The 25,015-nt window shown below is 43.6% G+C and carries 22 protein-coding genes and 1 tRNA gene; 9 read left to right on the top strand and 14 right to left on the bottom strand.

Features of this window, described 5'->3' with window-relative positions:
* The first annotated feature begins 40 nt into the window (after positions 1-40).
* Positions 41-112: transfer RNA gene (locus tag FGL37_RS07190), tRNA-Glu, on the top strand.
* Positions 113-587: 475 nt separating this feature from the next.
* Entirely contained in the window at positions 588-1,613 is a 1,026-nt protein-coding gene (locus FGL37_RS07185) for a LacI family DNA-binding transcriptional regulator (RefSeq protein ID WP_028069410.1), read from the top strand.
* A 126-nt stretch (positions 1,614-1,739) separates the two neighbouring features.
* Here FGL37_RS07185 and FGL37_RS07180 read toward each other — a convergent pair whose 3' ends face one another.
* From FGL37_RS07180 to FGL37_RS07130, 11 genes are all read right to left on the bottom strand, one after another.
* Complete coding sequence (locus FGL37_RS07180; RefSeq protein ID WP_051606714.1) at positions 1,740-2,939, bottom strand: endonuclease/exonuclease/phosphatase family protein; 1,200 nt, start codon at positions 2,937-2,939, stop codon at positions 1,740-1,742.
* Between the two features lie 54 nt (positions 2,940-2,993).
* Positions 2,994-3,818, bottom strand: coding sequence for an endonuclease/exonuclease/phosphatase family protein (locus FGL37_RS07175; RefSeq protein ID WP_197734461.1), 825 nt, complete (start codon positions 3,816-3,818; stop codon positions 2,994-2,996).
* Between the two features lie 47 nt (positions 3,819-3,865).
* A complete protein-coding gene (locus FGL37_RS07170) occupies positions 3,866-5,197 on the bottom strand; it encodes an IPT/TIG domain-containing protein (RefSeq protein WP_028069408.1) in 1,332 nt (443 codons plus the stop codon).
* A 19-nt stretch (positions 5,198-5,216) separates the two neighbouring features.
* Complete coding sequence (locus FGL37_RS07165; protein ID WP_028069407.1) at positions 5,217-6,023, bottom strand: endonuclease/exonuclease/phosphatase family protein; 807 nt, start codon at positions 6,021-6,023, stop codon at positions 5,217-5,219.
* Positions 6,024-6,063: 40 nt separating this feature from the next.
* Entirely contained in the window at positions 6,064-6,768 is a 705-nt protein-coding gene (locus FGL37_RS07160; RefSeq protein ID WP_197734460.1) for a DUF3823 domain-containing protein, read from the bottom strand.
* A 26-nt stretch (positions 6,769-6,794) separates the two neighbouring features.
* Positions 6,795-8,693, bottom strand: a complete 1,899-nt coding sequence (locus tag FGL37_RS07155) for a RagB/SusD family nutrient uptake outer membrane protein (RefSeq protein WP_197734459.1) — start codon at positions 8,691-8,693, stop codon at positions 6,795-6,797.
* A 13-nt stretch (positions 8,694-8,706) separates the two neighbouring features.
* Entirely contained in the window at positions 8,707-11,853 is a 3,147-nt protein-coding gene (locus FGL37_RS07150; protein ID WP_051606709.1) for a SusC/RagA family TonB-linked outer membrane protein, read from the bottom strand.
* A 72-nt stretch (positions 11,854-11,925) separates the two neighbouring features.
* On the bottom strand, positions 11,926-13,101 hold the full coding sequence (locus tag FGL37_RS07145; RefSeq protein ID WP_037532750.1) for a beta-1,2-mannosidase: 1,176 nt from the start codon (positions 13,099-13,101) through the stop codon (positions 11,926-11,928).
* Positions 13,102-13,263: 162 nt separating this feature from the next.
* The gene (locus tag FGL37_RS07140) at positions 13,264-14,541 is read right to left on the bottom strand and encodes a sugar porter family MFS transporter (RefSeq protein ID WP_028069403.1); all 1,278 of its coding nucleotides are present in this window, start codon (positions 14,539-14,541) and stop codon (positions 13,264-13,266) included.
* Entirely contained in the window at positions 14,538-15,398 is an 861-nt protein-coding gene (locus FGL37_RS07135; RefSeq protein WP_028069402.1) for an ROK family protein, read from the bottom strand. Before FGL37_RS07135 ends, FGL37_RS07140 begins: the two co-directional genes overlap by 4 nt.
* A gap of 127 nt (positions 15,399-15,525) precedes the next feature.
* A complete protein-coding gene (locus FGL37_RS07130; RefSeq protein ID WP_028069401.1) occupies positions 15,526-15,831 on the bottom strand; it encodes an RNA polymerase sigma factor in 306 nt (101 codons plus the stop codon).
* A 233-nt stretch (positions 15,832-16,064) separates the two neighbouring features.
* Here FGL37_RS07130 and FGL37_RS07125 point away from each other — a divergent pair, with 233 nt between their 5' ends.
* From FGL37_RS07125 to FGL37_RS07100, 7 genes are all read left to right on the top strand, one after another.
* Positions 16,065-16,688: a hypothetical protein gene (locus FGL37_RS07125; RefSeq protein ID WP_028069400.1), complete on the top strand. Its 624-nt coding sequence runs from the start codon at positions 16,065-16,067 to the stop codon at positions 16,686-16,688.
* A 14-nt stretch (positions 16,689-16,702) separates the two neighbouring features.
* Positions 16,703-17,542: a universal stress protein gene (locus tag FGL37_RS07120; RefSeq protein ID WP_028069399.1), complete on the top strand. Its 840-nt coding sequence runs from the start codon at positions 16,703-16,705 to the stop codon at positions 17,540-17,542.
* Positions 17,543-17,567: 25 nt separating this feature from the next.
* On the top strand, positions 17,568-18,509 hold the full coding sequence (locus FGL37_RS07115; protein ID WP_028069398.1) for a hypothetical protein: 942 nt from the start codon (positions 17,568-17,570) through the stop codon (positions 18,507-18,509).
* Positions 18,510-18,527: 18 nt separating this feature from the next.
* Positions 18,528-18,677: a hypothetical protein gene (locus FGL37_RS25535; protein ID WP_197734458.1), complete on the top strand. Its 150-nt coding sequence runs from the start codon at positions 18,528-18,530 to the stop codon at positions 18,675-18,677.
* Between the two features lie 88 nt (positions 18,678-18,765).
* Positions 18,766-19,152, top strand: coding sequence for a zinc-binding dehydrogenase (locus FGL37_RS25530; RefSeq protein ID WP_028069397.1), 387 nt, complete (start codon positions 18,766-18,768; stop codon positions 19,150-19,152).
* A 17-nt stretch (positions 19,153-19,169) separates the two neighbouring features.
* Positions 19,170-20,213, top strand: coding sequence for a serine hydrolase domain-containing protein (locus FGL37_RS07105; RefSeq protein ID WP_028069396.1), 1,044 nt, complete (start codon positions 19,170-19,172; stop codon positions 20,211-20,213).
* A 3-nt stretch (positions 20,214-20,216) separates the two neighbouring features.
* Complete coding sequence (locus tag FGL37_RS07100; protein ID WP_138096730.1) at positions 20,217-20,960, top strand: ComF family protein; 744 nt, start codon at positions 20,217-20,219, stop codon at positions 20,958-20,960.
* A 91-nt stretch (positions 20,961-21,051) separates the two neighbouring features.
* Here the strand turns inward: FGL37_RS07100 and FGL37_RS07095 are convergent, their stop codons facing one another.
* The 3 genes from FGL37_RS07095 to FGL37_RS07085 form a co-directional block, all read right to left on the bottom strand.
* A complete protein-coding gene (locus FGL37_RS07095) occupies positions 21,052-22,236 on the bottom strand; it encodes an IS256 family transposase (protein WP_051606705.1) in 1,185 nt (394 codons plus the stop codon).
* Between the two features lie 210 nt (positions 22,237-22,446).
* Positions 22,447-24,240: a heavy metal translocating P-type ATPase gene (locus tag FGL37_RS07090; protein ID WP_028069395.1), complete on the bottom strand. Its 1,794-nt coding sequence runs from the start codon at positions 24,238-24,240 to the stop codon at positions 22,447-22,449.
* A 10-nt stretch (positions 24,241-24,250) separates the two neighbouring features.
* Complete coding sequence (locus FGL37_RS07085) at positions 24,251-25,012, bottom strand: phosphatase PAP2 family protein (protein WP_028069394.1); 762 nt, start codon at positions 25,010-25,012, stop codon at positions 24,251-24,253.
* Between the last annotated feature and the right edge of the window lie 3 nt (positions 25,013-25,015).

Genomic DNA, 25,015 nt, shown 5'->3' with positions numbered 1-25,015 from the left:
TTTAGAAAGCTTTCTATATTTGCACACCGAAACACAAAACGGCCCGTTCGTCTAGGGGTTAGGACGCAAGATTTTCATTCTTGAAACAGGGGTTCGATTCCCCTACGGGCTACACATCTAAAAGTCAAAACATACAAAAGCCTGCAAATTAAACGTTTGCGGGATTTTTTGTTTTTCAGTATCTACAAAACTTACACGAATTCCCAATAAAAAAGTGAGTCATTCAGTGAGTCATTTTCGCTCATTTGCTTACTCACTGAAATGGTGGTAATATTCTAATAATCAAGATGTTTAAAAATAAAACATCTTGATCCATTTTAGTTGCAAGGCTAATTTTGCATCGAGTTTCATTGTTTTTTCAATGGCGATGCAGAGCTTGTCCCGAAAGTCGGGACAGGCTTTGTTTGTCTCGTCCTACTATGGGGTTTACAATTGTTTAATAAGATAATTGAATTCCTTTACAATTTGATTTGCATTCAAATTATGTATATTTATCTATTGAAATGTTTCTGCAAAATTAATGGGTGTAAATGCAACTCAACTTCCATTTTTGAAATAAAAATGTATATTTTTAAGCTTCAGAACTTATGGAAAATAAAAAGATCTCAATAAATGACATTGCGAAACACTTAAATATTGCAAAGTCAACCGTGTCATTGATCATTAACGGAAAAGCTGATGAGAGACGCATCAGTAAAGAATTACAGACTAAGGTATTAGATTATGTCAGAGAGGTTCGTTTTTATCCCCATCACTTAGCGCAAAGCCTTGCAACAGGACGGAGCAACAGTATCGGACTTATTGTTGAAGATATTTCTGACTCATTCTTTGGACCAATAGCACTTATGATCGAAAATCTAGCCAAAACGAAAGGTTATAGAATAATGTATAGTAGTACGCTCGGTGACACCAATACAGCCATTGAGATTATCAATTTTTTCAGACGGAGCCAATTAGATGGTTATATTATTGCGCCAACCAAAGGAATAGAAAATATAGTGAAAGAAATGGTCGATGAACATATCCCAATTGTTCTATTTGATCGGGATCCGGTCGAAGGGGTAGATTTCGTCGGAACGAACAACAAGGAAGCAACGATAGAAGCTTGTATGCATCTTTATGATAGGGGTTTTCGTCAGATTGGATTCGTTACACTCGAATCTACACAAAGCCAAATGCATGAGCGATTATCAGGTTATGAACAGGTTATGGTGAAATTAGCTATTGATCCTAAAGTGGCCTTTATACCGTTTGAATCAAAAAAAGCAATCAAACAGCAGCTTATTAAAGATTTTCTTGAGAACAATCCGGAACTGGATGCTATCATCTTTGCAACCAATTATCTTTGTCTAGCAGGATTGGCTGCAATAAATAACCTAACGACTAACACGAAAACGGATTTCGGAATTGTGGCCTTTGACGATCATGAGGCGTTTAACCTGATCTCTCCAACGATCACCGCCGTACGCCAGCCGTTGGAAGAACTAAGTAATAACATCATAAAATTATTGCTAAAGCAAATAGAAAAGCCAACAAGGGATAATGCTAGTCATGTGGTATTGCCCTCAGTGATAAAAACAAGAAAATCATCTGAAAGAAAAAGTTTTACATAGAATAGTATTAAAGGGAAAAAAGACTCCTCAAATTTAAGATATCATGAGTACTAAAATAATCTTCTTCCGATAGGTAGCAATAACTAATCGAAAGAAGATTATTAAAAAAAAGAGTGTAATCAGTTATTATTGCACTTTCATTGAAGAGGCCTTATCATTGCCCGATGGTGTTAATTGAGAAAACAGTGGTGTATCCGTCGTCAACACCCAGTTGATCCCTAAGAAATTCTGGTGTTCATAGATCGTCAAAGTAAGCCCATTTGGTACTCTAGCCGAAGATGCCCAGTCATTTTCAATGCCTCGGGCATTGAGATCAGCTAAGTTATAAGTCCCTCTCGGCAAGAAAACTCCCTTACCACCATAGTGTGCATCTTTGAAAATACTTACTCCATCGATTTTTAAACGGGCAATAACAGGAAAATGATCAGATGGCAATATTTCTCCCGGATCTTTATGGTACCAATCGACTAACCTGGAGGAAACTGACCATTGACCGGTAACAAAGATATGGTCGATCTGACTATCCCCGCTTGGGCTAATGTTCCATCCATTACCGGTAACACGTAATGCAGGCGACTTAGAACCAGCGATATTCCAGCTTTCTTCTAACCATGACGGACTATTAAGCACACTATATGCGGCAGAATTTTGATTTGCATTTAGGTCGCCCATCAGTACCGCCGGAAGATCGCCGATTTTGTTTTGCATATAGGTCAACAAAAGATTCGCACTATTAACCTTAGCATCAGCACCTTTATGATCAAAATGCGTATTAAATACATAAAAGGTCATTGCCGTCTGTTTGTCCTGTAGTTTTATCCAGGTACAAATGCGCTTGTATGCAGCATCCCAGGCAGGCCCTGTAGGGGTTGTGGGAGCTCCGGGCGCCAGCCAAAATGTACCGCTTTCCAAGGCATTAAATTTTGTGTTTTTATAAAATATGGCAGAGTGCTCAGAAGAACTATTTCCTTCTCGTCCTGTGCCCACTTTGCTGTAGCCTTGTAGATCTGAGGCCATGTTGTCCATCTGATTTCCTAAAGCTTCCTGAACCCCGACTACATCACAGTCATGTTCCAAGATTCTTTCTTTGACCAAAGATCGCCTGACCGTCCATGCACGGTTTCCCACATCGGGCGCATCCTGCCGGATATTAAAAGTCATCATGACGTACCCCCCGCTTCCGGCTATTGTTGCTGAACTTTGTACTTCGGTTGGTAAGGACAGCGTTTCGTCAGCCGGTGATGACTTTGCTAAATCTTTCGCACAAGCTGCAAAGATGCAGGTGGACAGAAGTGCCAGCTGCAGTCCATAAATTAATTTTCTCACAATTTATATCTTTTGGTTAACATGAAACAATTACGACTATATCGTTCACTAAGACTATTTCAGATTAAATGTTCCCACAACTGGATAGTGGTCTGACTCTTTGTCCGCCCAAAATTGAACTGCGTAGTCCTTAACTTTAAAAGCCTGGTGAGGTGCATATATTAACCAGTCACAGGTATATGTCGGTTTTGGAGTCGGTACGGTCCATTCACAATTTGAGATTTGACAAGGTAAAGTAAACCATTTCTGCAAAGCTGGCATCGTCTGCGAATTAGGCCGTGAATTCAGGTCAGCGCCTAAAATGATCGGCTGCTTTAAGTTTTTAATTTCCTTCAAAATTTCAGCGATCTGTTTTAAACGGGTGGCATCGTCCTTTTTATAGCCCAGGTGAGTTGTGGCGAAATAAAACTGTTTACCATCCTTTTCCAAGAGCGCATATCCAAAAGATCGCGTATCATCCCCATCATTAGCAACCCCCAGATGAATGGACTTTGTTTGCAAAAGCGGATATTTTGAAAGGATAACATTGCCATAGTCCCCTTTCTTCAGGGTAAGCGCATGTGCAAAAAAATAATATTTCATTCCCGTCAACGCCGCTATTTCCTTTGGAAAATCCATCGGATTCACATCGGTATTGCGTTCTACTTCTTGTAGAGAGACCACATCGGGGTTGACCTTTCTGATTACCGCTGCAATAGCTTCAATACCCATTTTTCGAGCACTATAGATGTTGTAGGTCATCGTTTTGATCTCAACTTCACCGCTCAATTTTTGAGCAGAAGTTTCGTTAGCACTAACTGCCACCAGAAGAGCGGCTATTAAAACAAACAGCAAGAGACGCAAGTTTAAATTTCTTGCTGTAGATAAAGCTATCATCATGATCCTATTCTTTAATTTAAGTAAGAATTTGGTAAAACATATTGTAGTTATTCTATAACTATTTTTCGAATAACGTGATTCCAGGTATCAGCGACGTATAATGCTCCGTCAGGACCAAATTGCAGGCCTTCGGGCTCATAAAATTTTGCTGATGAAGCATTTCCATTCTGCAGGCCATTTGTACCTGCAATACCCGCATAAGTAGTTACCGTACCGTTGGTCGTAATTTTTCGAATACAATGGTTTTTACGATCGGCAACATATAAGTTTCCATCGTTATCCAGATCCATTTGTGCAGGTGTATTAAATCGGGCAGATTCTCCATTTCCCTCCGCATTCCCCGTTGTATTGGCATTTGGTCCAGCAAGTACCTGTACTGTTCCAAAACTCTTGGTGCTTATGTCATAAGGCACACGATAAACACTGTGTGCATTGTAAGCGCCAGAAATATACATGGTTTGACCATCCTTAGAGAAAATGATGTCCATGATATTCACATTTTTTGAATTGACACCAAACAGTCCCTCCAGACTACCGTCGGGTTTTAATCGACATATCTTTCCCCCGGAATATACTCCCACGAATACCTCATCTGTCACTGGGTTAGTTGCGACAGCGGTTAATCCCCCTTGAGCTGACAAAGCTGTCAAATTGTTGTACTTACCTGAAGATCTCGTCATTTTGCCAAGGCCCATGGAGCCATTTGCGTTATTGTCATTAGTAAGAAACAATGTACTCTGATCCATTGAAAAGTCAAAAGACCGGAGGCGTTCAAACAGCGTACTTTCAGAAGCCTTGAGTAAGGTCGTCACATTGTTATTTGATGCTACACGGAGTGCTGCGAAGTTATCTCGGCTGCTCGCCCCCTCTTCGACAAAATAAAGCGCATTATCCTTGCTCCATTTCAAATATCGTGGCCCCGACAATTTGGCTTGGGCATAGTCCCCATCCATATCGTCCTTGGTACTTCCCAAGTACGTATAGACTACAGTCTGGTAGCCATATTCAAAAGCCTGTTTGTAAATATATTCTTTCCCGCCAATGGTCAATTTGACTTTTCCAGAACCGGCATTCTGTGGAATGCGGGCCGTAATGATACGTCCATTTGAACTCAATACCGCCGCGTCCTTATCATTTATGGTCACCTTAATTTTTGTCAGATCTGTTTCAAAGTTGCTTCCGTACAGCGATATCTCAGTTGCGGACCCTCCGGAGATCGGCGTATACTGTGTAATTTGAGCCCCATCAGTTTTATCAGGGTAAGACATGTCACTGCCTTGATCTTTATTACAGCTCACAACGCCCACGCTGAATGCCATCAATGCCGCAAAGCAGAGGTTTCTGGCACCTGACCGTTTAAAAAAACTAATTATTGTCATGGTTTGTTAGGTAAAAATTTTATGGATTTTTGATCAAAAAGTTTGCAACGACCGGAAAATGATCAGATTGCGAATAAGAACTATAATCAACATCATATGTCTCTGTCACTGCTGCATCTGCTGGCGCATACATCAGATAATCTATGGTTCCATCAGGCTTAGGCGTCCCAGCCGTAAAACCGCAATATCCATTGAGGCATCCAGATGTAAACCATTTGGTCAGCACTTTATAGGCTTCTTCCGTAGGTTTGGCATTTAAATCTGCGGACAGAATGACCGGCAATGCAAGATCTTTGGTATATTGGCGGATCAGATCAATTTGATGGAGCCTATTTGCATTATCGGACAAATGATCCAGATGGGTTACGGCGAAATAAAAGTCCTTATTTTCTTTGCTTACCTTGACAGTTCCGAGCGCCCTAATGTATGCATTGGCTTCCGATGTAAGTACATCCAGCAAATATGTTTTCGTCTCTTTGAGGGGAAATTTAGACAGGATTAAATTTCCATACTCACCTTGTGCCAAGTTACGTGCCTTAACAAAATAATAATATGGCATTCCAGTGAGTTCCGAAAGGCGCTTCCCAGTATCAAAATTCAGATTGGCGGAGTTTACCTCCACCTCCTGCAGCCCCACCAGTTCGGGGTCATTTTTCTTAATTACTTCGGCGATAGCCTCTATACCCTTTTTTTGCGCCGAATAGATGTTATATGTCATTGTTTTGACAGATATGCCAGTTACAGGCGGCTCTTCCACCTTGGTATCATTTTTACTACATGAGACCAATGACAAGCCTATTATACCTAATATTACCATTTTTTTCATCTGAGAATTTTTTGTAGGTTTCACTTTGCGTGTTATTTGATCAGTCATTTGCTATCAATTCTATGGTATCACTATAATTCACGACACCGTTTACCGTCGCACTTACCCTGACGTAGATTTTGTTGCCATTTGCCTTGATTTTGTAGAAGTTCTCGACAAATTGTTTGTCATTGGCCAGTTCAAAGACATGTGTACCTTCTTCTATCTTGCCTTTAGCGGTCTTTGTGACATAATTAGCATTATTTTCATCTACTCGCGGTGTATAGTTCCACATGACAGATACATTGGTCAACGTAAAGGATTCATCCGCCTTATCAACCTTAAATGCTATTTCGACCTGGTTTCTTGCGGAAATGGTCGCCGACGCTGCAATACGGGAAAAAGGGGTAGCTTTCAAATCGTACTGCGTCTGCCCATTAACCGTGGTATAGCCTTCACAAACCCCTATAAAAGGACCATTTACGACCACCCTATACTTCCCGTTAAACACTCTATTATTGGTATAAGATCCGTCTGCGTTCGCTCTGAAATCGACAGAAGCAGTCGCATTTGTCCCTATTTCAAATAAAGAAACCAGTACGCCACCCGATCCCTCCACGGGCAGCGGAATAGGCGTGTTTGTTTCCATATCATATACGGTACCGTGCAGTCCACCATTAGGAGCCTCCAGATTATCGATCTCATTTTCACAACTGTTCATGACAGCCATCAGCATAACACCGAGCATAAAAAAAATATTCTTCATACTTATCATAATTTTATACGTTTCAATTAGTTACCGTAGCCCGGGTTCTGAACCAGCTGCGGGTTTGTGCTCAGGTCCGTTGGGCTGATGCGGATATAATAGTTTCTTTCCAGAAACAATCTTTTTTGTTTGGGCGGAACACCGGTTTCGAAAGTAAACTTCTTGCTTTTGACATTGAACCAAGGATATAGTGCTGTACCCCTATAATTGGTAAGCCCCCCTTGCGATTCGTCCAGATGGGCGACCCGCCATCGTTTGAGGTCCCAAAAACGCAGCTTTTCAAAAGCGAGTTCTACCTTTCGCTCCTGTCTTACTTTAGCGACGGATATCGCTTCAAGAGGCTGGATCCCGGCCCGCGAACGAATGGCATTAACCGCCTGGAGAGCCTCTGCGTCTCTTCCGCCGAGCTCTACACAGGCCTCGGCAAGATTGAGATATATCTCACCAAGGCGAAATACTACCCAAGGTGTTTCCGAGCGTTTGGCATCAATATTAGTCATATCCGTAAGCGTTTCATCAAAAAACTTCCGCATATAAAACCCCGTTTTTGAAGCATCCCCCACGTCCGCACCGCCATCTTTGCCGGAAGTATTGTATCTTACACCATCGATTGTAGCCGTATTATCTTTGTCCGGCTGATTCTGTGCCTGATATTTTTGTCCCGAGCCATTCTGTCCGTTGATCACCCCCCGTATCCATTCGACCTTGCTGCCCTTTAAAGGAGCTCCGGGTACATAAATGGAAGCAAATAGACGCGGATCCTTGCCAGCGAAAAGATCGTAGGGACTATCAAAACTACGTGGTGTCCCATCCGTATTTTTTAAGGCCAATTTACCGGGGCTTCCATCGCTGTATTCAAATGCTTCGACCATTTCAAGCGTAGGAGTTACACCGCATCCCCATCCGTCACCGCGATAGGAAAAAGGAGCATTCATCTTATCCCACATGTGACCTTTTCCCGCTGAAACATTGAATGTTTTCTGAAAGATATATTCCCCATTGTCACCATTTACACTTTTGGAAAACAGTTCATAGAAATTCTCCGCTTTGTCGGCATTTTTATTGTAAAGGCTATAGGTACCTGCGTCCAGCAATGCTTTTGAAGCATTGTATGATTCCGTAAAATACCGCGTTGCCTCACTGGATGCTATTCCCACGTATCCACGTGTGACCGCCTCACCGCTTAAATTGGCGTTCGAACCATATTTTGCAATTGAACCAGCATAAAGCGCAGCTCGCGAACATAGAGCAAGCGCGGCACCTTTAGATGCCCTATATTTACTTTCAGCAGTTCTCGATACGGGAAGGATATCACTGATTGCCTTACACTCAGCGATAATAAAATCATACACTTCTGACTCCTTATTTCTTGGCACCTGCAATCCTTCAAAATCACCGGGCACATATTCTTGCGGCACTGTCAGCAGAGGAACTCCTCCATAGCGTTTAACCAGTCCGAAATATTGCATTGCCCTTATCCAGCGTGCTTCAGCGTCGATCACACGTTTTTCTTCCGTACTCAGGACAGCAGTCTCGTTCAGCTTCTTGAGGAAGTCGTTGGTGCGGCGTATCTGTACGTATCTGGTCGCAAACGGATCTTCAAATACATAATCACTATAGGTATATATCGAATTGGCATTACTGAACGCATAATCCTTCTGGTACGCCCCTGTGGCTTCGTCCGACAAGGAAGTCAAGTTGAGCAGATTAGATTTCCCTGTAAACCAGTCGTCAAATTCATCTAATCTTAATCCTTCATCGTACATGGTGACCAGCACGGACTGTATCGCCTGCGGGCTTTCCCAGATCAAATCAGAAGTTATGACACCGCTAGTGAGTTCCCGATCCAGATAATCATTACAGCTATATAAACTCAGTGTAAGTGCACAACTCACAAAGAGAGGACTGAAATATTTCATTTTCATAGTATAACGGTTTTTATAAAACTAAATTAACACCCAAGTTGAATGTTCTCAATTGCGGATAATAACGTAATCGGCTTTGATTGCTTTCAGGGTCTATATTTTTTAATAATTCATCGCTTCCCGTAAAAGTCAGCAAGTTATTGGCATTGAAATAAATTCTGCACCGGTCAATTTTTAAAGACTGTATCCAGCTTTTTGGGAGCGAGTATCCAACTTCCAAAGTTTTTAAGCGCAGATAATCCGCTTTATGTAAGGACCATGAGTTATCGGATCTGTTGTCTACCTGCCCTGTTACACGAGCAGCCGGCATAGTTCCGGGGATCCACTCACTATTGGGATCCGAAGGATCTGCGCGATGCCATCGGTCGGTCATAAAAGCAAAGCCATTGCCGAGTCCCTGCTGTATAAATGGATCGAGGATATCACCGCTGATGTAGATGTCATGACCTGCGGCCCCCTGAAAGAATAACGTCATGTCAAAGCCCTTATAATTAGCTCCTAGATTAAGACCATAATACATTCTTGGCGTTGCACCGTGCCCAATTGGTTCCACATCGTTGCCGTCTATGATCCCATCGCCATTTACATCTTTGAACTTTAAATCACCCGGAAGCAGAGAACGGTTGCCATTATTATCCTGAACGGGAGAGTTTAAGATATCCTCATAAGATGAGAATTGGCCTAAGACCGTCTTTCCCCATCGGATATCTTTATTTCTATCGTTATTATTGTTCTGCCAGTTATCGTAAAGATTGGTTGACGCGGCACGTTCAACATAGCCATATCGAATCCGTGTAACGGAAAAATTAGCCGAAACATTATAGGCAAAATCAGCGATCTTGTTTTTATGGCCGACAGTCCATTCAAATCCAGTATTGATATCAGAATTTAGATTTTCCTGTGGCATAGACTCGCCAAATGTTGTCGGAAAAGTACCTTGTCTTGTCGCCGGTAATCCAGAACGTTCCCTTCTAAACCAGTCGAACTCAGTATTGATCAATCCATTTTTAAAAGAAGCTTCAAACCCTAAATTCATGATATTAGATTCATACCATGTCAACCAAGGATTAGCCATCCCACTGCTTCTCAGCCCCGAAGATAAGCCACCAGTCCCCAGTACATAACTTCCGCCATAAACATATCCATCCAGATATTGGAATGCAGAAAAATCTCCCTCATCGCCGACTTTGGCGTATGAACCCCGGATTTTTACATTGTCAAAGTGGGAGAGGTTTTCCTTGAAGAATTTCTCTTCCGAAATCCGCCAGCCGGCCGACACCCCCGGGAAAAAACCCCATCTCCGGTCGCGTCGAAATTTATAAGACCCATCATAGCGAAAATTCAGTTCAAGCAGATATTTTCGATCATAGGCATAATTAAACCGTCCCACAAGACCAGCGTGAGCCGTTTCCACACTTTTGCCGCTTGTATGCTGGTTCTCGGTGTCCCCCTTACTGATATCGTCAATGATACCGATGGAAGATTCCCTAAATCCTAGAATATCGGTCAAGCGGTCATGATAAGCCTCCCATAACAGTAAACCGCTTACATCATGTTTTTGTCCAAATACACGGTTGTAATTGATAGAATACTGCTGTGTGGGCATATACAGATTTTCCATCTTGGACTCTAGACTGGCCTTTTTTCGCAAAGCGACCTCCGTATACTGTTCATTCGTCTGATTATACTGGTAATCGCTCAGAGCTTTTTGCCAGGTTTTCCATTCGCTATTTTTGTAGTCATAAGCCACCATGGCGCGCAATGAAAGACCGGATACCCAAGGCAGCTTCCAATTGAGGTCCAGCGAGCCATTGAACTCTCTTCTCAGGCGTGACTCATAGCCACTATTATCAATGTAGGAACTATGGATAGGATTGGCCATATTTCCGATTGCCTGCCAGTAATCCGGATTATTGTTGGCATAAATATTATAAATCGGAATAGCCATCTGAGCCTGGGTAAACAGATCATCAGCGCCATATGGTTTCTCACGGTCTTGAAGACGCCCTGTCAATTTAAATCCGACCGTAAAATTTGGCGCGACATTCAGGTCTATATTGGAACGTAAATTATACCTTTTGAAGTTCCAGTCATCTGATTTCAAAATCCCCCCCTGATCTACATATCCGACGGAATTATAATATTTGACCTTATCATTCCCGCCATAGATGCTGACATTGTGCGAACTCTGTGGAGCATTGTTCCGTACCATGGCATCCCACCAGTCGGTACCTTGCGATCCGCTTTTATAACTATCGAGCTGTTCTTGGCTATAGGCAGGCACCCCTGTATACGGATTGGTGTTATAGATCGCTTCATTATACAGTGATGCATATTCGTAAGCGTTCATCATGCGTGGATAGCGGGTTACCTGCTGGATGCCGTAATACCCATTGTATTCCACTTTGGTTTTCGCGTTAGTCCCTTTTTTGGTAGTGACCAGTAATACTCCGTTTGAGCCTTTAAACCCGTACACCGCAGCAGCAGCGTCCTTTAATATCGATATAGATTCAATATCATTTGGATCGACCTGCGCGAAATCCCGTTGTACACCGTCGACGATAACAAGCATGCTGCCGTATCCACGGATATCCACCGAGGCACCATCATCGCCCGGAGCACCGCTGCGCTGTACAGCGCGGATCCCCGGCAGTCTGCCTGCCAGCATATTTGTTACATTCGGTGTTTTCACCTTGATCAGTTCATCGGCCTGTATCGAAGCAACAGCGCCTGTTACGGAAGCACGTTTCTGCACACCATATCCCACCACGACCACCTCATCCATCATCGCTACACTATCCTGTAATATAATGGATAAGTTTGTTCTTCCCCCCAGCATGATTTCCTGACTTTTATAGCCAGTGGCAGATATCAGCAGCGTTTCATCGGGTTCTGCTGCAATGGAAAATTTTCCAGTACCGTCCGTACTGGTTCCGATGGATGGAGTACGCTTTATTTGTACAGTAGCTCCTGCAATCGGATTATTGGCGGCATCCACAACTTGTCCGTTTATCTGGACGGGAGCTTTGGCAATGGACACGTGTATGGGACTATTGTCCCAACGCTCATGTCCGTAAGCCGCGGATGTCATTAGTGCAATCCCTAACAAGCTCGCTTTTAAAGCTTTTTTGTAGGGTACATTCAAATCACGCTGTATCATACTATAAGATTTCTATATGGTTATTATGTTGTAAACGTAGATGTTCTTCAATTTGGCGATATACATCTAAACTTATTTCACTTTAGGCAGCGGATCCAGAGCAGCTGGCTTCTCAGGATCAAAAATGGCCACTCCTACTTTTGAGTCAGCGCAGCCATAGTAGAGAAACCATTTCTGCTGAAAATATACAAGACCTTCAATAAACACTGTACCGTCTACATACTGTCCGCTTTTTTCAAACGCTTCCATGGGCCTTAAAAAAGGCACGTCCATCCTTGCCAATACTTTACCCGGATCTTTGCTGTCGAAAAGAACCTGCCCCGCCGAATAAGTGCCTCTGTTAAACCGCTTATCTCCTTTTTCAGGATGGTTTTTACCGTTGTACAATAGCAGGATTCCTTTATCTGTCAGGATGGCTGGCGGGCCGCATTCTGTTAAAGAACTATCAAAATACCCCTCCCTGGGAGAGATGAATGCTTTCAGTTCACCCCTTTCATCGACAATCGGTTCCCAATCTACCAGATTGTCTGAGGTGGCGCCATATACCCCATGCTCGCCCCAATACATCCAGTACTTCCCGTTTACTTTAGCAATCAGCTGCTTGCCGTGCTCCAGTTTGGTGACGATCGACGCGGATTTATGCGATCTGTTGACCAGGTCAGGCAGTACTTTCGATTTTTTAAAAATAGGGCCATATTTCGTCCAGTTTTTAAGATCCCTTGAGGTGGCCACACCCAAGCGGGGTACTTTTCGGTTCCACTGCGTATAGAACATCACATAGGTGCCATCCGCAGCTTCTGCTATCCGAGGATCCTCAGTTCCGCCTGGCCACTCAAATTCACGCTGACTATCATCTGCGGGATAAAAAACAGGCGTATGCCGGCGATTAAAATGTGTCCCATCCGCACTCGAGGCAAGTCCAAGCCGGGAAGTCCGATGTCCGATTTTTATACCAGTTTTATCTTCGGCCCGATAAAGCACATAAATACTATCGCCTTTTACAACGGCCGCGGGGTTGAAAGTGTCATTATTCTCCCAATGCACTGCTTTTCCATACATGGGATCCATAAAAGTTGTCGTACTATCCGGCTCAATGACTGGGTTTACCCCTGCTGGACGAACAAAACCGCCCATCACCCAGTCTTGGGCAGTATGGGTTTGTTGTTTTTGCGTGCTACAGCCCCAAAAAGTGAACATAATCGTCATTATGGATAGGGGCTTGTACAGATTTTTAATTTGTTTTATCATATTTCAGCTAATTTAATATAGGGTGTTATTGAAAATATATTTATCGTCGTCAAAACAAGTAAACGACTATAGAAAACCGGTTTTGCAAAGCGAAACTAAGAAGTTTATACTACACTATCGCATCATGATGGAGAATTAATAATTATTTAATATGATTAGGGCTCAATTTATTTCCTCAAGTGCTTTACCTTTCGTTTCAGGCATAAATAGGATAAAAACGAACGAAGCAACGACCATCAGTGCATAAAAAAGAAAAACATAATAACCGCCGAGCACGCTCCCTTCTACGATAATGGGAAACACCCAGGATATAATGGCCGCGAACAGCCAATGCGTCGTACTTCCCAGTGAAGAGCCTTGTGCGCGGACCTCATTGGGGAAAATTTCGGCCAGAAACACCCAGATAACAGCCCCCTGTGATAAGGCAAAAGATGCTATAAATCCCATGATATAAAAAAGTAAAAACTGCGGATTTACTCCTTTTAGGCCAAATGCAGCCAATAGCAGGAATAAGAACATGCCGATTGCACCCGTCAGCAGCAATTTCTTCCGGCCAAAACGATCGATAATGCTCATGCCGGCCAAGGTGAAGAGCAAATTGGTACCGCCGATAAAAATAGGCTGAAGGTAGGCCAGCTCTGCATTAAAACCAGCCATTTCAAAGATCCGCGGGGCATAATATAAGATCGCATTGATCCCTGTCATTTGATTGAAGAATGCCAGCAGAACCGCAAAAAGTATCGGCCTGGCATATCTTTTTTGAAATAGGCTGACATTTTTAGCTGGTATTTGGGGCTGGTTGCCCAACATCTCAGCCGCTGTTTCTAGCCGCAGATAACTTGCACGCGCTTTATCGGCCTGTCCGCGCTGCAGCAGCCATCTGGGACTTTCGGGAATGAGATTCAATAACAGCACAAATAATAGGGCAGGAACCGCCATGATACCGAGCATGTATCGCCAGCCGGCAGATTCAACGCTCATAAAGAGAAAATTGGTCAGGTAGGCAGTAAAAATGCCAAGTACGATCATAATCTGAAAGGTTCCTGTAAGTTTGCCCCGGTCTTTTGCTGGCGCTATTTCAGACGTATATACCGGTCCGACCACAGAGCTGATGCCGACAGCAAGTCCGCCCAGCAAACGGAAGAGCAGGAAAAGTTCCCATATGGAAGCTAATGCACAGCCCAACGCCGAGAGCAGGTATAAAGAGGCAACAAAATAAAGCACGGGTTTGCGCCCATAACGGTCGGCCATACGTCCGGCGACTATGGCTCCTATAATGGTCCCGATCAGGGAGATCGATACGGTAAGTCCGTGACGGACAGCATCCAGATGCCAGAGTTTCTGTATAATCTGTTCTGCACCCGAGATTACGGCTGTTTCAAAACCGAACAAAAAGCCGCCCAAAGAAGCGATTAATGTAAATTTCCAGACGGGTTTCATATACTAAATGTCTTAAGGGTTAATCCAAGAAATAAGTTGCGTTCATCAAATGATGCAAGGGACAGATCCACATCAAGGGCAGACCGGAGCTTATCAAAAAAATAGATGTGTGCTTTGGCAATACTGCCTCCAATGATTATTGAATCAGGGTTTAATGGACAGATATATTCCTTAATGAAAGCAACCAGCTGCTCGCTTAAGAAACCAAAAGCTTCCTTTCTGTACTCATCCAGACCATCCAGGTGTACCAAGTCTTTTATATTGCTTACCGGCGCGGATCCAAATACTTCTTTTAAATGCGACAGCATCCCGCGGGTCGAGATCACATCTTCAACGATGCCCGTATGAAATCTTGCTGATCCTAAATTGAGATCTACGATTGTCCCATTTTCATAAAGCGAAGAGCCCAGTCCTGTTCCTAAGGTCAGCCCTACAACGCGCCTAGTTTCCATCTTTTTATTGACAACCTCCCCCAATAAAAAAGCCGAAGCGTCATTATAAAAGTAGATTGACGCTACATCAACACCAGTGATAGCCGAAAAAAATTTTTTTAGATTAACATGTAGCAGGGCTTGATATTTATTCATGCCGTCCATTAAAGATATGCCATTTTCATAATCGAAAGGACCGGGACAGGATATAAAAATTTTGGATGGACGAACCGTGGCTGCGCTCAGCGTCTTATCAATCGTTTCTTTTATCTCAGACAAGATCTGCCCTCTTTCCGCAAGGCTATTTACATTCCCCCGGAAATAGGATCCTTCTAGGACATACCCAGATGACACCTGCACAAGACCCGATGAACAATGTGTACCGCCTAAATCAGCACATAAAAATAAATTGTCAGTATGAGGCATTTTGTTTTTAAAATTGGTTATTAGTAAATAACTCTAGCAAAACCGGTTTTGCTATATATTGCGAATATAGTATATAAATTTTAAAACCAAATATTTTTTATTTTTTTTAACGATTTTTATAATATTCCTAACTGATTCTTCGTTTAGCAGCATTAATATTTGCCACAATGAGTCTATCAAAAAGTATATCACCAAAATATTTTCTGTTCAGCTTGTAAATAAACTGTCTATTTCGGTAATGTTGCCGTTTGACCCACATGTGGAACAACTGATCCATGCACAGTTCTTCCGCTTTCATAGTATCGCTCACGTAGCGGGAAACAAGATGGAGCATCCTCGAATAGAATCTGGAAAATAGTTCATTATACGCCTGCAGGTCATCCTGCCGACAGCCTTGCCATAATTCTATATCAGATACCTGTTTATAGTCCATTTAGATATCGCTAATCCACACAAATTGCTGTTTTAATATTACTTAAATATTAATTTTGCATAAAGACAGCGTATTACTGTTAGGTGCGCGCATAATGCCCCTAACCTTAAGAATTCTAATAATCGAACTATGGCTTAGAAATAAAAGATGTAATTCTTTTTACTTTAATTTAACGATTTAAAAAAACTATACTAACATAAGGTGATTATGTTTATCCAGTTAAAATCCAATAAATGAAAACATACTTTATTCCATTTGTTGCGCTACTTGTCAGTGCAAGTTCTTGTAATCAAACCACTGATCGTCAAGCGCATAAAACCGGAGATGTCGATACGCTACAATTGAAATCGGATGCAAAGTTAAAGACAGCCTTTGGGTTCAACCTCGATCAGATACCTGTCTCGACATCTGAAGTTGGCGAATTTCCATATTTGTCGGCTCCCTTGGGATACCGCCATGCAGGTGAGAAGACCAAATTTTTGGAAGAAAAATACTTCTTTTACAACGACAGCCTAATCAGGAAAGTAAGTGGCCAATATTATTACACCTCGGTATTTAAAGAGGGAGACGTGTTTGAAGACACTTATTTGGTCAGTGAGTACAAAAAGGTTATCGAAAATCTTGGTGGAGTGGAGTTCTACTCAGGTGGGCTACCAGCTTCGGCATCCGAACTCCTTGACAAGGAGCAGCCTGCATACGTATCGGATATGTACGACCCTCGTCCTTATAAGTACAAACAATTCCTGATCCGTACCCCGGAATCGAATATATGGATTGAGCTGTGTCATGGCCTCAACGCTAATCAGGTCGACCTGACGGTGGTGAAAGAAGAAGTTACAAACACAAAAGGAAATTAAAAACATTGAAAGGGATGGAAGCTATAATTATTACCACCGACTTTTCAGAGGCTGCGATGAACGCAGCCCGGTATGCTGCAGGATTATCGAAATCCATCGGGATTAAGCGTATCGTCCTTTATCATTCGTACGACAATGCTCCTGCGGCTACGGATGTTCCGGTTGCCGAAACGGACACGCCCCTGGCGCATGAGGGAAGTCTGTTGGCTCTGGAAATCGTGGAGCGGGAAATCGGCTTGGTGATTGGAAGTGACAGCGGTATCGCCATCGATCTGGTGGCGAATGGGATGCCATTGGAGCTCGGGGTAGAGCAGCTTGCCGAACAATGGCGTACGGGGCTTGTGGTGGTAGGCACCACAGGCAAAAGCGGATTGGAAAAATTCTTTGTAGGGAGCAATACGGTAAGTTTAGCAACCTCCTGCCCGGTACCGCTATTGATCGTACCGAAAGAGGCTAAATTTGAAGCTATCGAAAAGATCGTGTTTGCTTGTGACCTCAAAAAGGTAACCCGAAGTAAGCCGGTATCGGAAATCGGCTGGTGGCTGGACAGGTTTCAGGCGAAGCTGTTGGTGCTGAATGTGGCCTTGGAGGGTAAGCGGTTTGATCCGGATATGATACCGGAGCAGTATAAGATGCACGAATTGCTAGATGGCTTTAACCCTTCGTACCATTATGAGGAGGGGGAAGATATTGCGGAGGAGATTGCCGATTTTGCGGAAGACGAGGAAGCGGGGCTAGTAATAACGGTTCCTAAATCCTACGGATTTTTTGAAGGGTTGTTCCATCGGAGCGTAAGCCGGAAGCTGCTGGATAAATCGGAAGTCCCTTTGCTACTACTGAAAGAAAAACAATAGGTTTGTATAGGTTAACAGATAACACATGAAATTACTTAGCACAATTTTAGTCCTCCTTACGTTATGCTGCAACGGTTCACTGTTTGCCCAATCGGACTTCGAGGGAACCCTGACCACGCGGGTTACCATGGCCGGGGTGGATCTGAGCCGGGTCACAGAAAAAATCGATTACGAAAAGGGAGATATTCAGGAGCAGCTAGCAACGCTATACAAGACCATTCCGGCACAGGACCTCGCCCGGATGCAAATCCTGATGGAACAGAACCCGATGATGGGATTGGCCATGGTCATGACACCGCCGAAAGCGACCATTCATGTCAAGGGTAAGGTTGCTTTTGTAAAAACCCGGGGACTGGGTTACGAAATCCAGCATTACCATAACGAGCAATCGGATGAAGCATTCCTCTATACCGTTTCATTGATCCAACCCGGGGAAGCAGTTACGGCGGCATACAAGCCGTCGCAGGGATATGATGCGCTGTTCACGGATGACAAACGTATCACGGCCGATAATTTCAACGTAGAGCGTTCGCCAAAGACAGCAGACGTAGCTGGGTATACCTGCGCAATGTCCACTTACACGCCAAAGTCGCTGCAGTCTGGGACAGATTCGCCCATGGGAATCCCAAGTGTGCAGGTACATAAGCTTGTGGTGTATACCAGTAAGGATCTCCCCAAGGGAATCAATTTCTCGCATCCTTATTACCTGCCGGAGGACAACGGTATCATGCGCATCGATATCTACCTTACTAACGGAGCGGAACCCACGATGGTTTATGAAATGGTAGAGGTGAAAAAGGCACCGATTAGCGATACCATGCTTGTACCTAAGAAAACGGAGCCTTTGTATGCCCTGACCGACATGAATTACGGAATGAAATTGTTGGGTATCATGATGGGCGGCATGGCGGCCATGGATATGGGGGATGACGAAGGGGATGACGGCGATGACGAGGAAAACGAATAGCGATCAAGGTAGGCTGATATGAAAGTTGCCCTACATACGCGCTACGGCGGTCCGGAAGTGGTCAGCATCGGAGATATTCCCAAGCCTGAGCTTGGTGAACACGATGTTCTGATTCGTGTTCGTGCCGGTACAGTCAACCGTACGGATTGTGGCTTCCGTAGTGCGTAATACTTCATCTCGCGGTTGTTCAGCGGACTTCTCCGTCCTAAGAACCCTGTGCTCGGTTGTGAGTTTGCGGGCGAGGTAGTGGAGCAAATTGGGCGCAGATGAGGTAATCGATTATCAGACGCAGGATTTCACCCAGACCGATCGTCGGTTTGATTTCATATTCCATGCGGTAGGCAAAAGTTCCTTCGGCCAATGTAAACCATTGCTGAAACCCAAGGGGATTTATATATCCACGGAATTGGGAAAGCGTTCGGAGAATATCGGACTGGCGTTGACCACACCGCTCTTTGGTGGTAGGCGGGTCTTGTTCCCGTTGCCGGTGATGCGCAGGGATAATATGCTTTACCTGCGGGATCTGGCACAACAGGGAAGTTTCCGGCCGGTGATCGACCGGAAGTACGCTCTTGACGATATTGTGGAAGCATACCGCTATGTCGAAACCGGGCAGAAGACGGAAATGTTATTATCACGATAGATTAATTGATTTGTGACATGAAATCAAAGCAGCAAAGACTACAGGCGATATTGGATACAGCCACTGACCACAAAAAAGTGTTCGGGACTTCGTTTTGTATCACATACCAAGGACAAATGTGGTGCGGTGCTTCTGGTAATCTACAGACCGAGCAGCCCTATTTTATTGCCAGCACGACGAAGTTGTTTGTTACGGCGGTCATCATGCAGTACCGCACTAAGGGTTTGCTATCATTGGATGATAAACTGACTAAATTCCTTGATGCTGATATCGTCAGTGGGTTGTGTGTATATAAAGGAAAGGATTATTCGAACAATATTACCATTGCCCACCTGTTGGCCCATACATCGGGCATACCGGATTATTTTCAAAAGAAAGACGATAAGGGTGACAGCCTTGAAAAGATGCTCTTGCGAGGGGTTGACCGCAAGTGGAGTTTCGAGCAGGCCATTTCGCGGAGCAAGGAGTTGAAGGCTCCGTTCGCACCAGGGACAAAAGGCAAAGCACATTATGCGGATACCAATTACCAGTTGTTGGGACGGATCCTTGAGATTCTCTCGGGTAAGGAAATCGATCGCGTGTTTGAAGAATTGATTATTGAACCTTTGGGTCTAAAGAAAACCTACCTGTATCGGGACGAGAACGACGAACGCCCGAAGACACTATATTACAAATCGAATACCTTGCATATCCCCAAGGCCATGGCTTCGTTCGGGCCTGACGGTGGCATTGTTTCTACTTCCAAGGAAATGATGGTTTTTCTGGAAGCCTTCTTTGGCGGTGTGTTTTTTCCGACAACATACATTGACGAGATGCGTATTTGGAATAAGATATTCTTTCCGATGCAATCGGGGATAGGCATACATCGCTTTAAATTGCCTTGGTTTTTCGATCCTACAGGTGCGATTCCAGAACTCATCGGACATTCGGGGCTTTCGGGTGCCTTGGCTTATTACAGCCCGTCGAAAGACCTGTTTGTCACGGGAACCGTCAATCAGGTAGCCTATCCGGACACTTCGTTCAGGCTGATGATCAAACTTGTTCAGCAGGTGCTGAAGTAAATCATGGATTTTCCCAAACAACACATTGCCATGGCGGATCGGTTGATTCCACTGCATTACCTGTGTGGATACCGTGCTGCCTCATCCGGTCATGATGGGATATCAAAGAGCATCCTGAAATTCAAAGAGGGCGATACGTTGCATATCGCAGCTTGGGCTGAGGTTGCGCTGCTGGCCTTGCAACAGGCTGGTCTGGGTAAAGGCGACATACTGGTACGGGCACTCGGACATCAGGAAACGGCGGTACTGTGGCGTTCCGACCCTAAACCGATGGATGCGCTTTGCAGGTTTATTGCTGAGAAGTCAGGATGTGCCTATTCGCCGGACATTATTCGTAAAAAGTGGAAGACGGAAAAACTAAGGGGTATGAACCGCGCACAAAGGGAACGGGCCATGGACGGTGCGTATGAATTGGCGCCTGTATTTGGATGGGGACAGCAACGGGTTTGGATCATGGACGATGTAGTGACAACCGGATCAACGGTTCGTGCAATCGCTGCGGCATTATTAAAACGTTATCCAGCGGTAGAGTTGCGTACTTTTTGCCTTGCACGTACTGATGGACATCTTGGTGATTTGGAAAGGGGATTGGTGAAAGGTGAGCATTATGGATGGGATGCGACGGCAGGGAATTGGATGGTCATGGAAGACCCGCTGTCGTATGGGGGTGATTGGTTGCCAAATACGGAGAACTTATACTGTCCTCGGTTTGGGGATGAGGGGACGTGGCTGGTTAGTAACTTATAAGAAGGCTTTACGTTTAGATGTAAAGTCCTAAATAATCGTAACAACAGAAAAGCCGGGAGTGTAACGCCAACTGTGTCATTGGATTTAAAACTTAAATACCTCTTTCCAGTTTGAGCCTATCCCCAAATCTAATATAAAGTTGGGATATGGTCAACCCCCAATTGTGCATTGGCATCGTCCATTTTTTAGAAATATCCTTTATAATCAGATACATTAACTTCATTAGAGCCTGTTCAGAGCTGAAAGCTCCTTTAGACTTGGTGATCTTCCGTATCTGGCGGTGCATACCCTCAATCGGATTTGTTGTGTATATGATCTTGCGAATCTGATCCTCGTATTCAAAGAAAGTGGAAAGGTTGGTCCAGTTATCTATCCAGGATTTGGCAGCGAGAGGGTATTTCCTGCCCCATTTTTCTTCGAAAGATAGGAGGTTTTCATACCCCATTTCTTCGTTTACGGCTTTATAGACCGGCTTTAGATCATCCATTACAAGCTTTTTATCTTTCTCGGTTACGTACCGCATGCTTGTTCTGATCTGGTGGACAATGCACAGTTGGATCTTTGTTTTCGGAAAAATAGCTTCTATGGCTTCTGGGAATCCTTTTAGACCATCAATACAGGCAATAAGGATGTCTTCCACGCCACGCTGCTTAAGGTCAGTAAGAACCGAAAGCCAGAACTTCGCCCCTTCATTTTCTGAACTATAAAGTCCGATCAGCTCTTTTTTACCATCCATACCCACTCCCAGTATGTTATAAATAGCTCTTGATTCTACGGTACCGTTTTGACGGACTTTATAATGCATACAGTCCAGGAAGACAAAAGGATACACCGCTTCCAATGGCCTGCTCCGCCATTCATTCACAGCAGGAAACACACTTTCGGTAATCCGGGATATCTCCGTGGCAGAGATCTCCATGGCGTACATTTCACGGATAAACTCACTTATTGCCCGTGTGCTCATTCCTTTAGCATACATGCTCAGTACATGGCCTTCAAGCTGTTCGGTAATGATTAACTGTCTTTTTGGTACCACTTTCGGTTCGAACGTTCCTGACCTATCCCGTCCTGTTTCAAGCTCAAAAGTTCCGGTATTGAGACCCCGGACTGTCTTTTTTGTTTTGCCGTTGCGCCGGTTGCTATTGCCCGAAGCTTTTTCTTCGTTCAGGTGGTTCTCCAGTTCGCCATCCAGCATCGATTCCAATAGATGCTTCATCAACGGCGCTAGAACGCCATCATTGGGAGACAAACTTTTACCTTCGTAAAGACCTTGCATGGCTTCTGCCTTGAAGCGTTCAAAACGGCAAAGCCCTCTTGAGTTCTTTTTAAAACAAACACTAACGAAAAATCAAATGGGTCTTTTTCTTTCATGACCGTGTCGTTTGAATAATTGAATATAAATAATCTTATCGAATTATTCCGTTGACACAGTTCAAATTACAGTCTCACCTTTGAAGGTTTTCCTGACAATTAACAAATGTTGTGGTTACGTTCTGTCCTTCAAAGCCCTTAATGCCGAGGTAATGGAAATCACATCCACCACTTCCTGCAATCCTGCACCAATCAATGCCGGTAAAACACCGAAGGCTGCAATCAGCATCAGCACGGTACAAACGGCAATGCCAATGAAAACGGATTGACGGGCAATCTTCATCGTTTCTTTGGAAATGAGAATAGTATCACTCACTTTTTGCAGATTGTCTCTTAAAATCACCACATCAGCCGAATCGCTGGCGGCACTCGATCCTTTAGCACCCATCGCAATGCCTACATCGGCAACGGTTAACGACGGTGCATCGTTCACGCCATCACCCACCATTACAACCGGGCGAAATTCGTCGGGCATACTTTTCAGGATTTTCAGTTTGTCTTGAGGCAAACAGCCACCGTGCACTTCCGTAATGCCAATTTCTTTGGCAATGTTTTCAGAAATACTTTGTTTATCGCCGGAAATCATCATAATTTTTTGGACACCCATTTTTAGTAATTGGGCAATGGTTTGCCGGGCTTCGGGACGCACCTCATCGATAAAGGTGATTTCCCCAACATATTTGTCATTCACCGAAACAAACAACGAGGTTTTTTCCGTTTTAATTTGAATGGGTTCAGCCGTTACAAAACTCAGTTTACCTACTTTCACCAGTTTGCCATCAACTTTTCCTTCAATACCATTTCCTTCTATTTCCTTTAAATCTGTTGCCAGAAGAATCGTTTTATCGCCGATATATTTCATCACCGAAACCGCCAAAACGTGGGAAGATTGCTGTTCCACGCTGGCTACAAAATCAATCAGTTCGTCTTTCGAATAAGGATTTTCCGGGTTGATGTTGTCCACGATAAGATCGCCTTTGGTTAAGGTTCCGGTTTTATCGAAGGCAATGGCTTTCATTCTGTCCAGCTTTTCGATGACGGTTCCGGATTTTATCACCACGCCATTTCTGCTGGAACGGCTCATCCCTGCGATCAAGGCAATGGGAGCTGCAAGAATTAATGGGCAGGGTGAAGCCACCACCAAAACTTCAGCAATGCGATTAGGATCTTTGGTAATCAAATAAGCAATTCCAGCAATCAAAAAGGCAACGATGGTAAAAGGCAAAGCATACCGATCCGCCATTCGTACAAAATGAGCAGGCTCTTTTTCGGAATGATGAACCAACTGCACGAGCTGCTGGTACTGGCTGTCTTTGGCGAGTTTGGAAACCTGAATGGTAATGGCTCCCGAGCCATTCACGGAACCCGACCATAGGCTGTTTCCTTTTGTTTTGTTGACCGGTTTGGATTCGCCTGTGAGCGAAGATTCATCCAGCAGCACATCTTCACTCAGTAAAATTCCGTCCACGGGAATAATTTCCTTGGGTTTTACGATGATAAGGTCGCCGATTTTAATATCATCCACCGGAACATCTTCTAAATCGTCACCTGTTTTTTTATGGGCAATTCGGGGGGTGTTATCGAGCAGTGATTTTAAATCTTTTCGGGCTTTCTTCTGAGCGTAATCTTCCAACGAATCACCTCCGGTAATCATAATAAGGATAATGAGTGCCGCCCAGTAATTACCAACGGCTAAGGTTGCTGCAATGGCAGAAATCGCCAAAATATCCACTCCAAAATTCCCGGAACGAATCACATCGATCATTCCTTTAAGAAGAACAATGGACATCAAAATGCCGATTGCCGAAATTAAGATTTTAGCATAATAGGGTTCTTTCAGAATAAATTCCAGAACAAGTGCCACTAAGGCAATGCTGAGAACGAGAATGAATTTAAATATATTTTTCATTTTTATAAAGTTAAAAGTTTAAAGAAAAACCTAATCCCATTGTTTTATTTTGATAAAAGGGATATACAAGAGCACTATTTTTGCTATGATCTTTTGAAAATAATTGACTGACTTTCGGGAACAACCAGTAAGCAACTTCTGCAGAGAGAATACCAATTCCTGCACCGGCAACCACATCACCTACCCAATGTTTGTCATTAAAAATCCGATAAACTCCCGTAAAAACAGCAATCGGATAACCAGTCAAACTTAACCAAATATTTTCATCCTGATATTCCCGAAACATAAAATGTGCTGTTGTAAAAGCAGTTGTAGTATGTCCCGAAGGAAACGACAAATTATTAGAACCATCCGGTCGTTCTTCTTTTACCAAATGCTTGGTAGGTAATACAACAGCACTTGAAATCAACAGTGATGTGCCTAAAATAATACTTCGGTCTTTTAAATTATGTTTTCCTTTAAGTCCAATAGCATTTAATCCATAAACCAATATTGCAGGTACGTATTGGGTATAATTATCCAGTTTTATTTTATCCGGCTGATGCTCCCCAATTTCATATTGGGTGGAACGGTTCAGCTGTTTCAGATCATCAGACGTCAGGCTCAGTATTCCGTATCCGATAAAAACAGAAGGTACAATCAGCTTTTTATATTTAAATTGATAGGCGTGGTCAAATGATTGATCCATCTTTTGACCTGTTACCAAACTATCCGTTTGTGCTATTCCCAATTGATAAACGCACAATATGAGTATCAATAATAAATGTCTCATTCT

This window comes from Sphingobacterium thalpophilum (assembly GCF_901482695.1).
GTDB classification, from domain to species: domain Bacteria; phylum Bacteroidota; class Bacteroidia; order Sphingobacteriales; family Sphingobacteriaceae; genus Sphingobacterium; species Sphingobacterium thalpophilum.
Note: the sequence above shows the minus strand (reverse complement) of the source record. Positions and strands in the feature narration are given on the sequence as shown.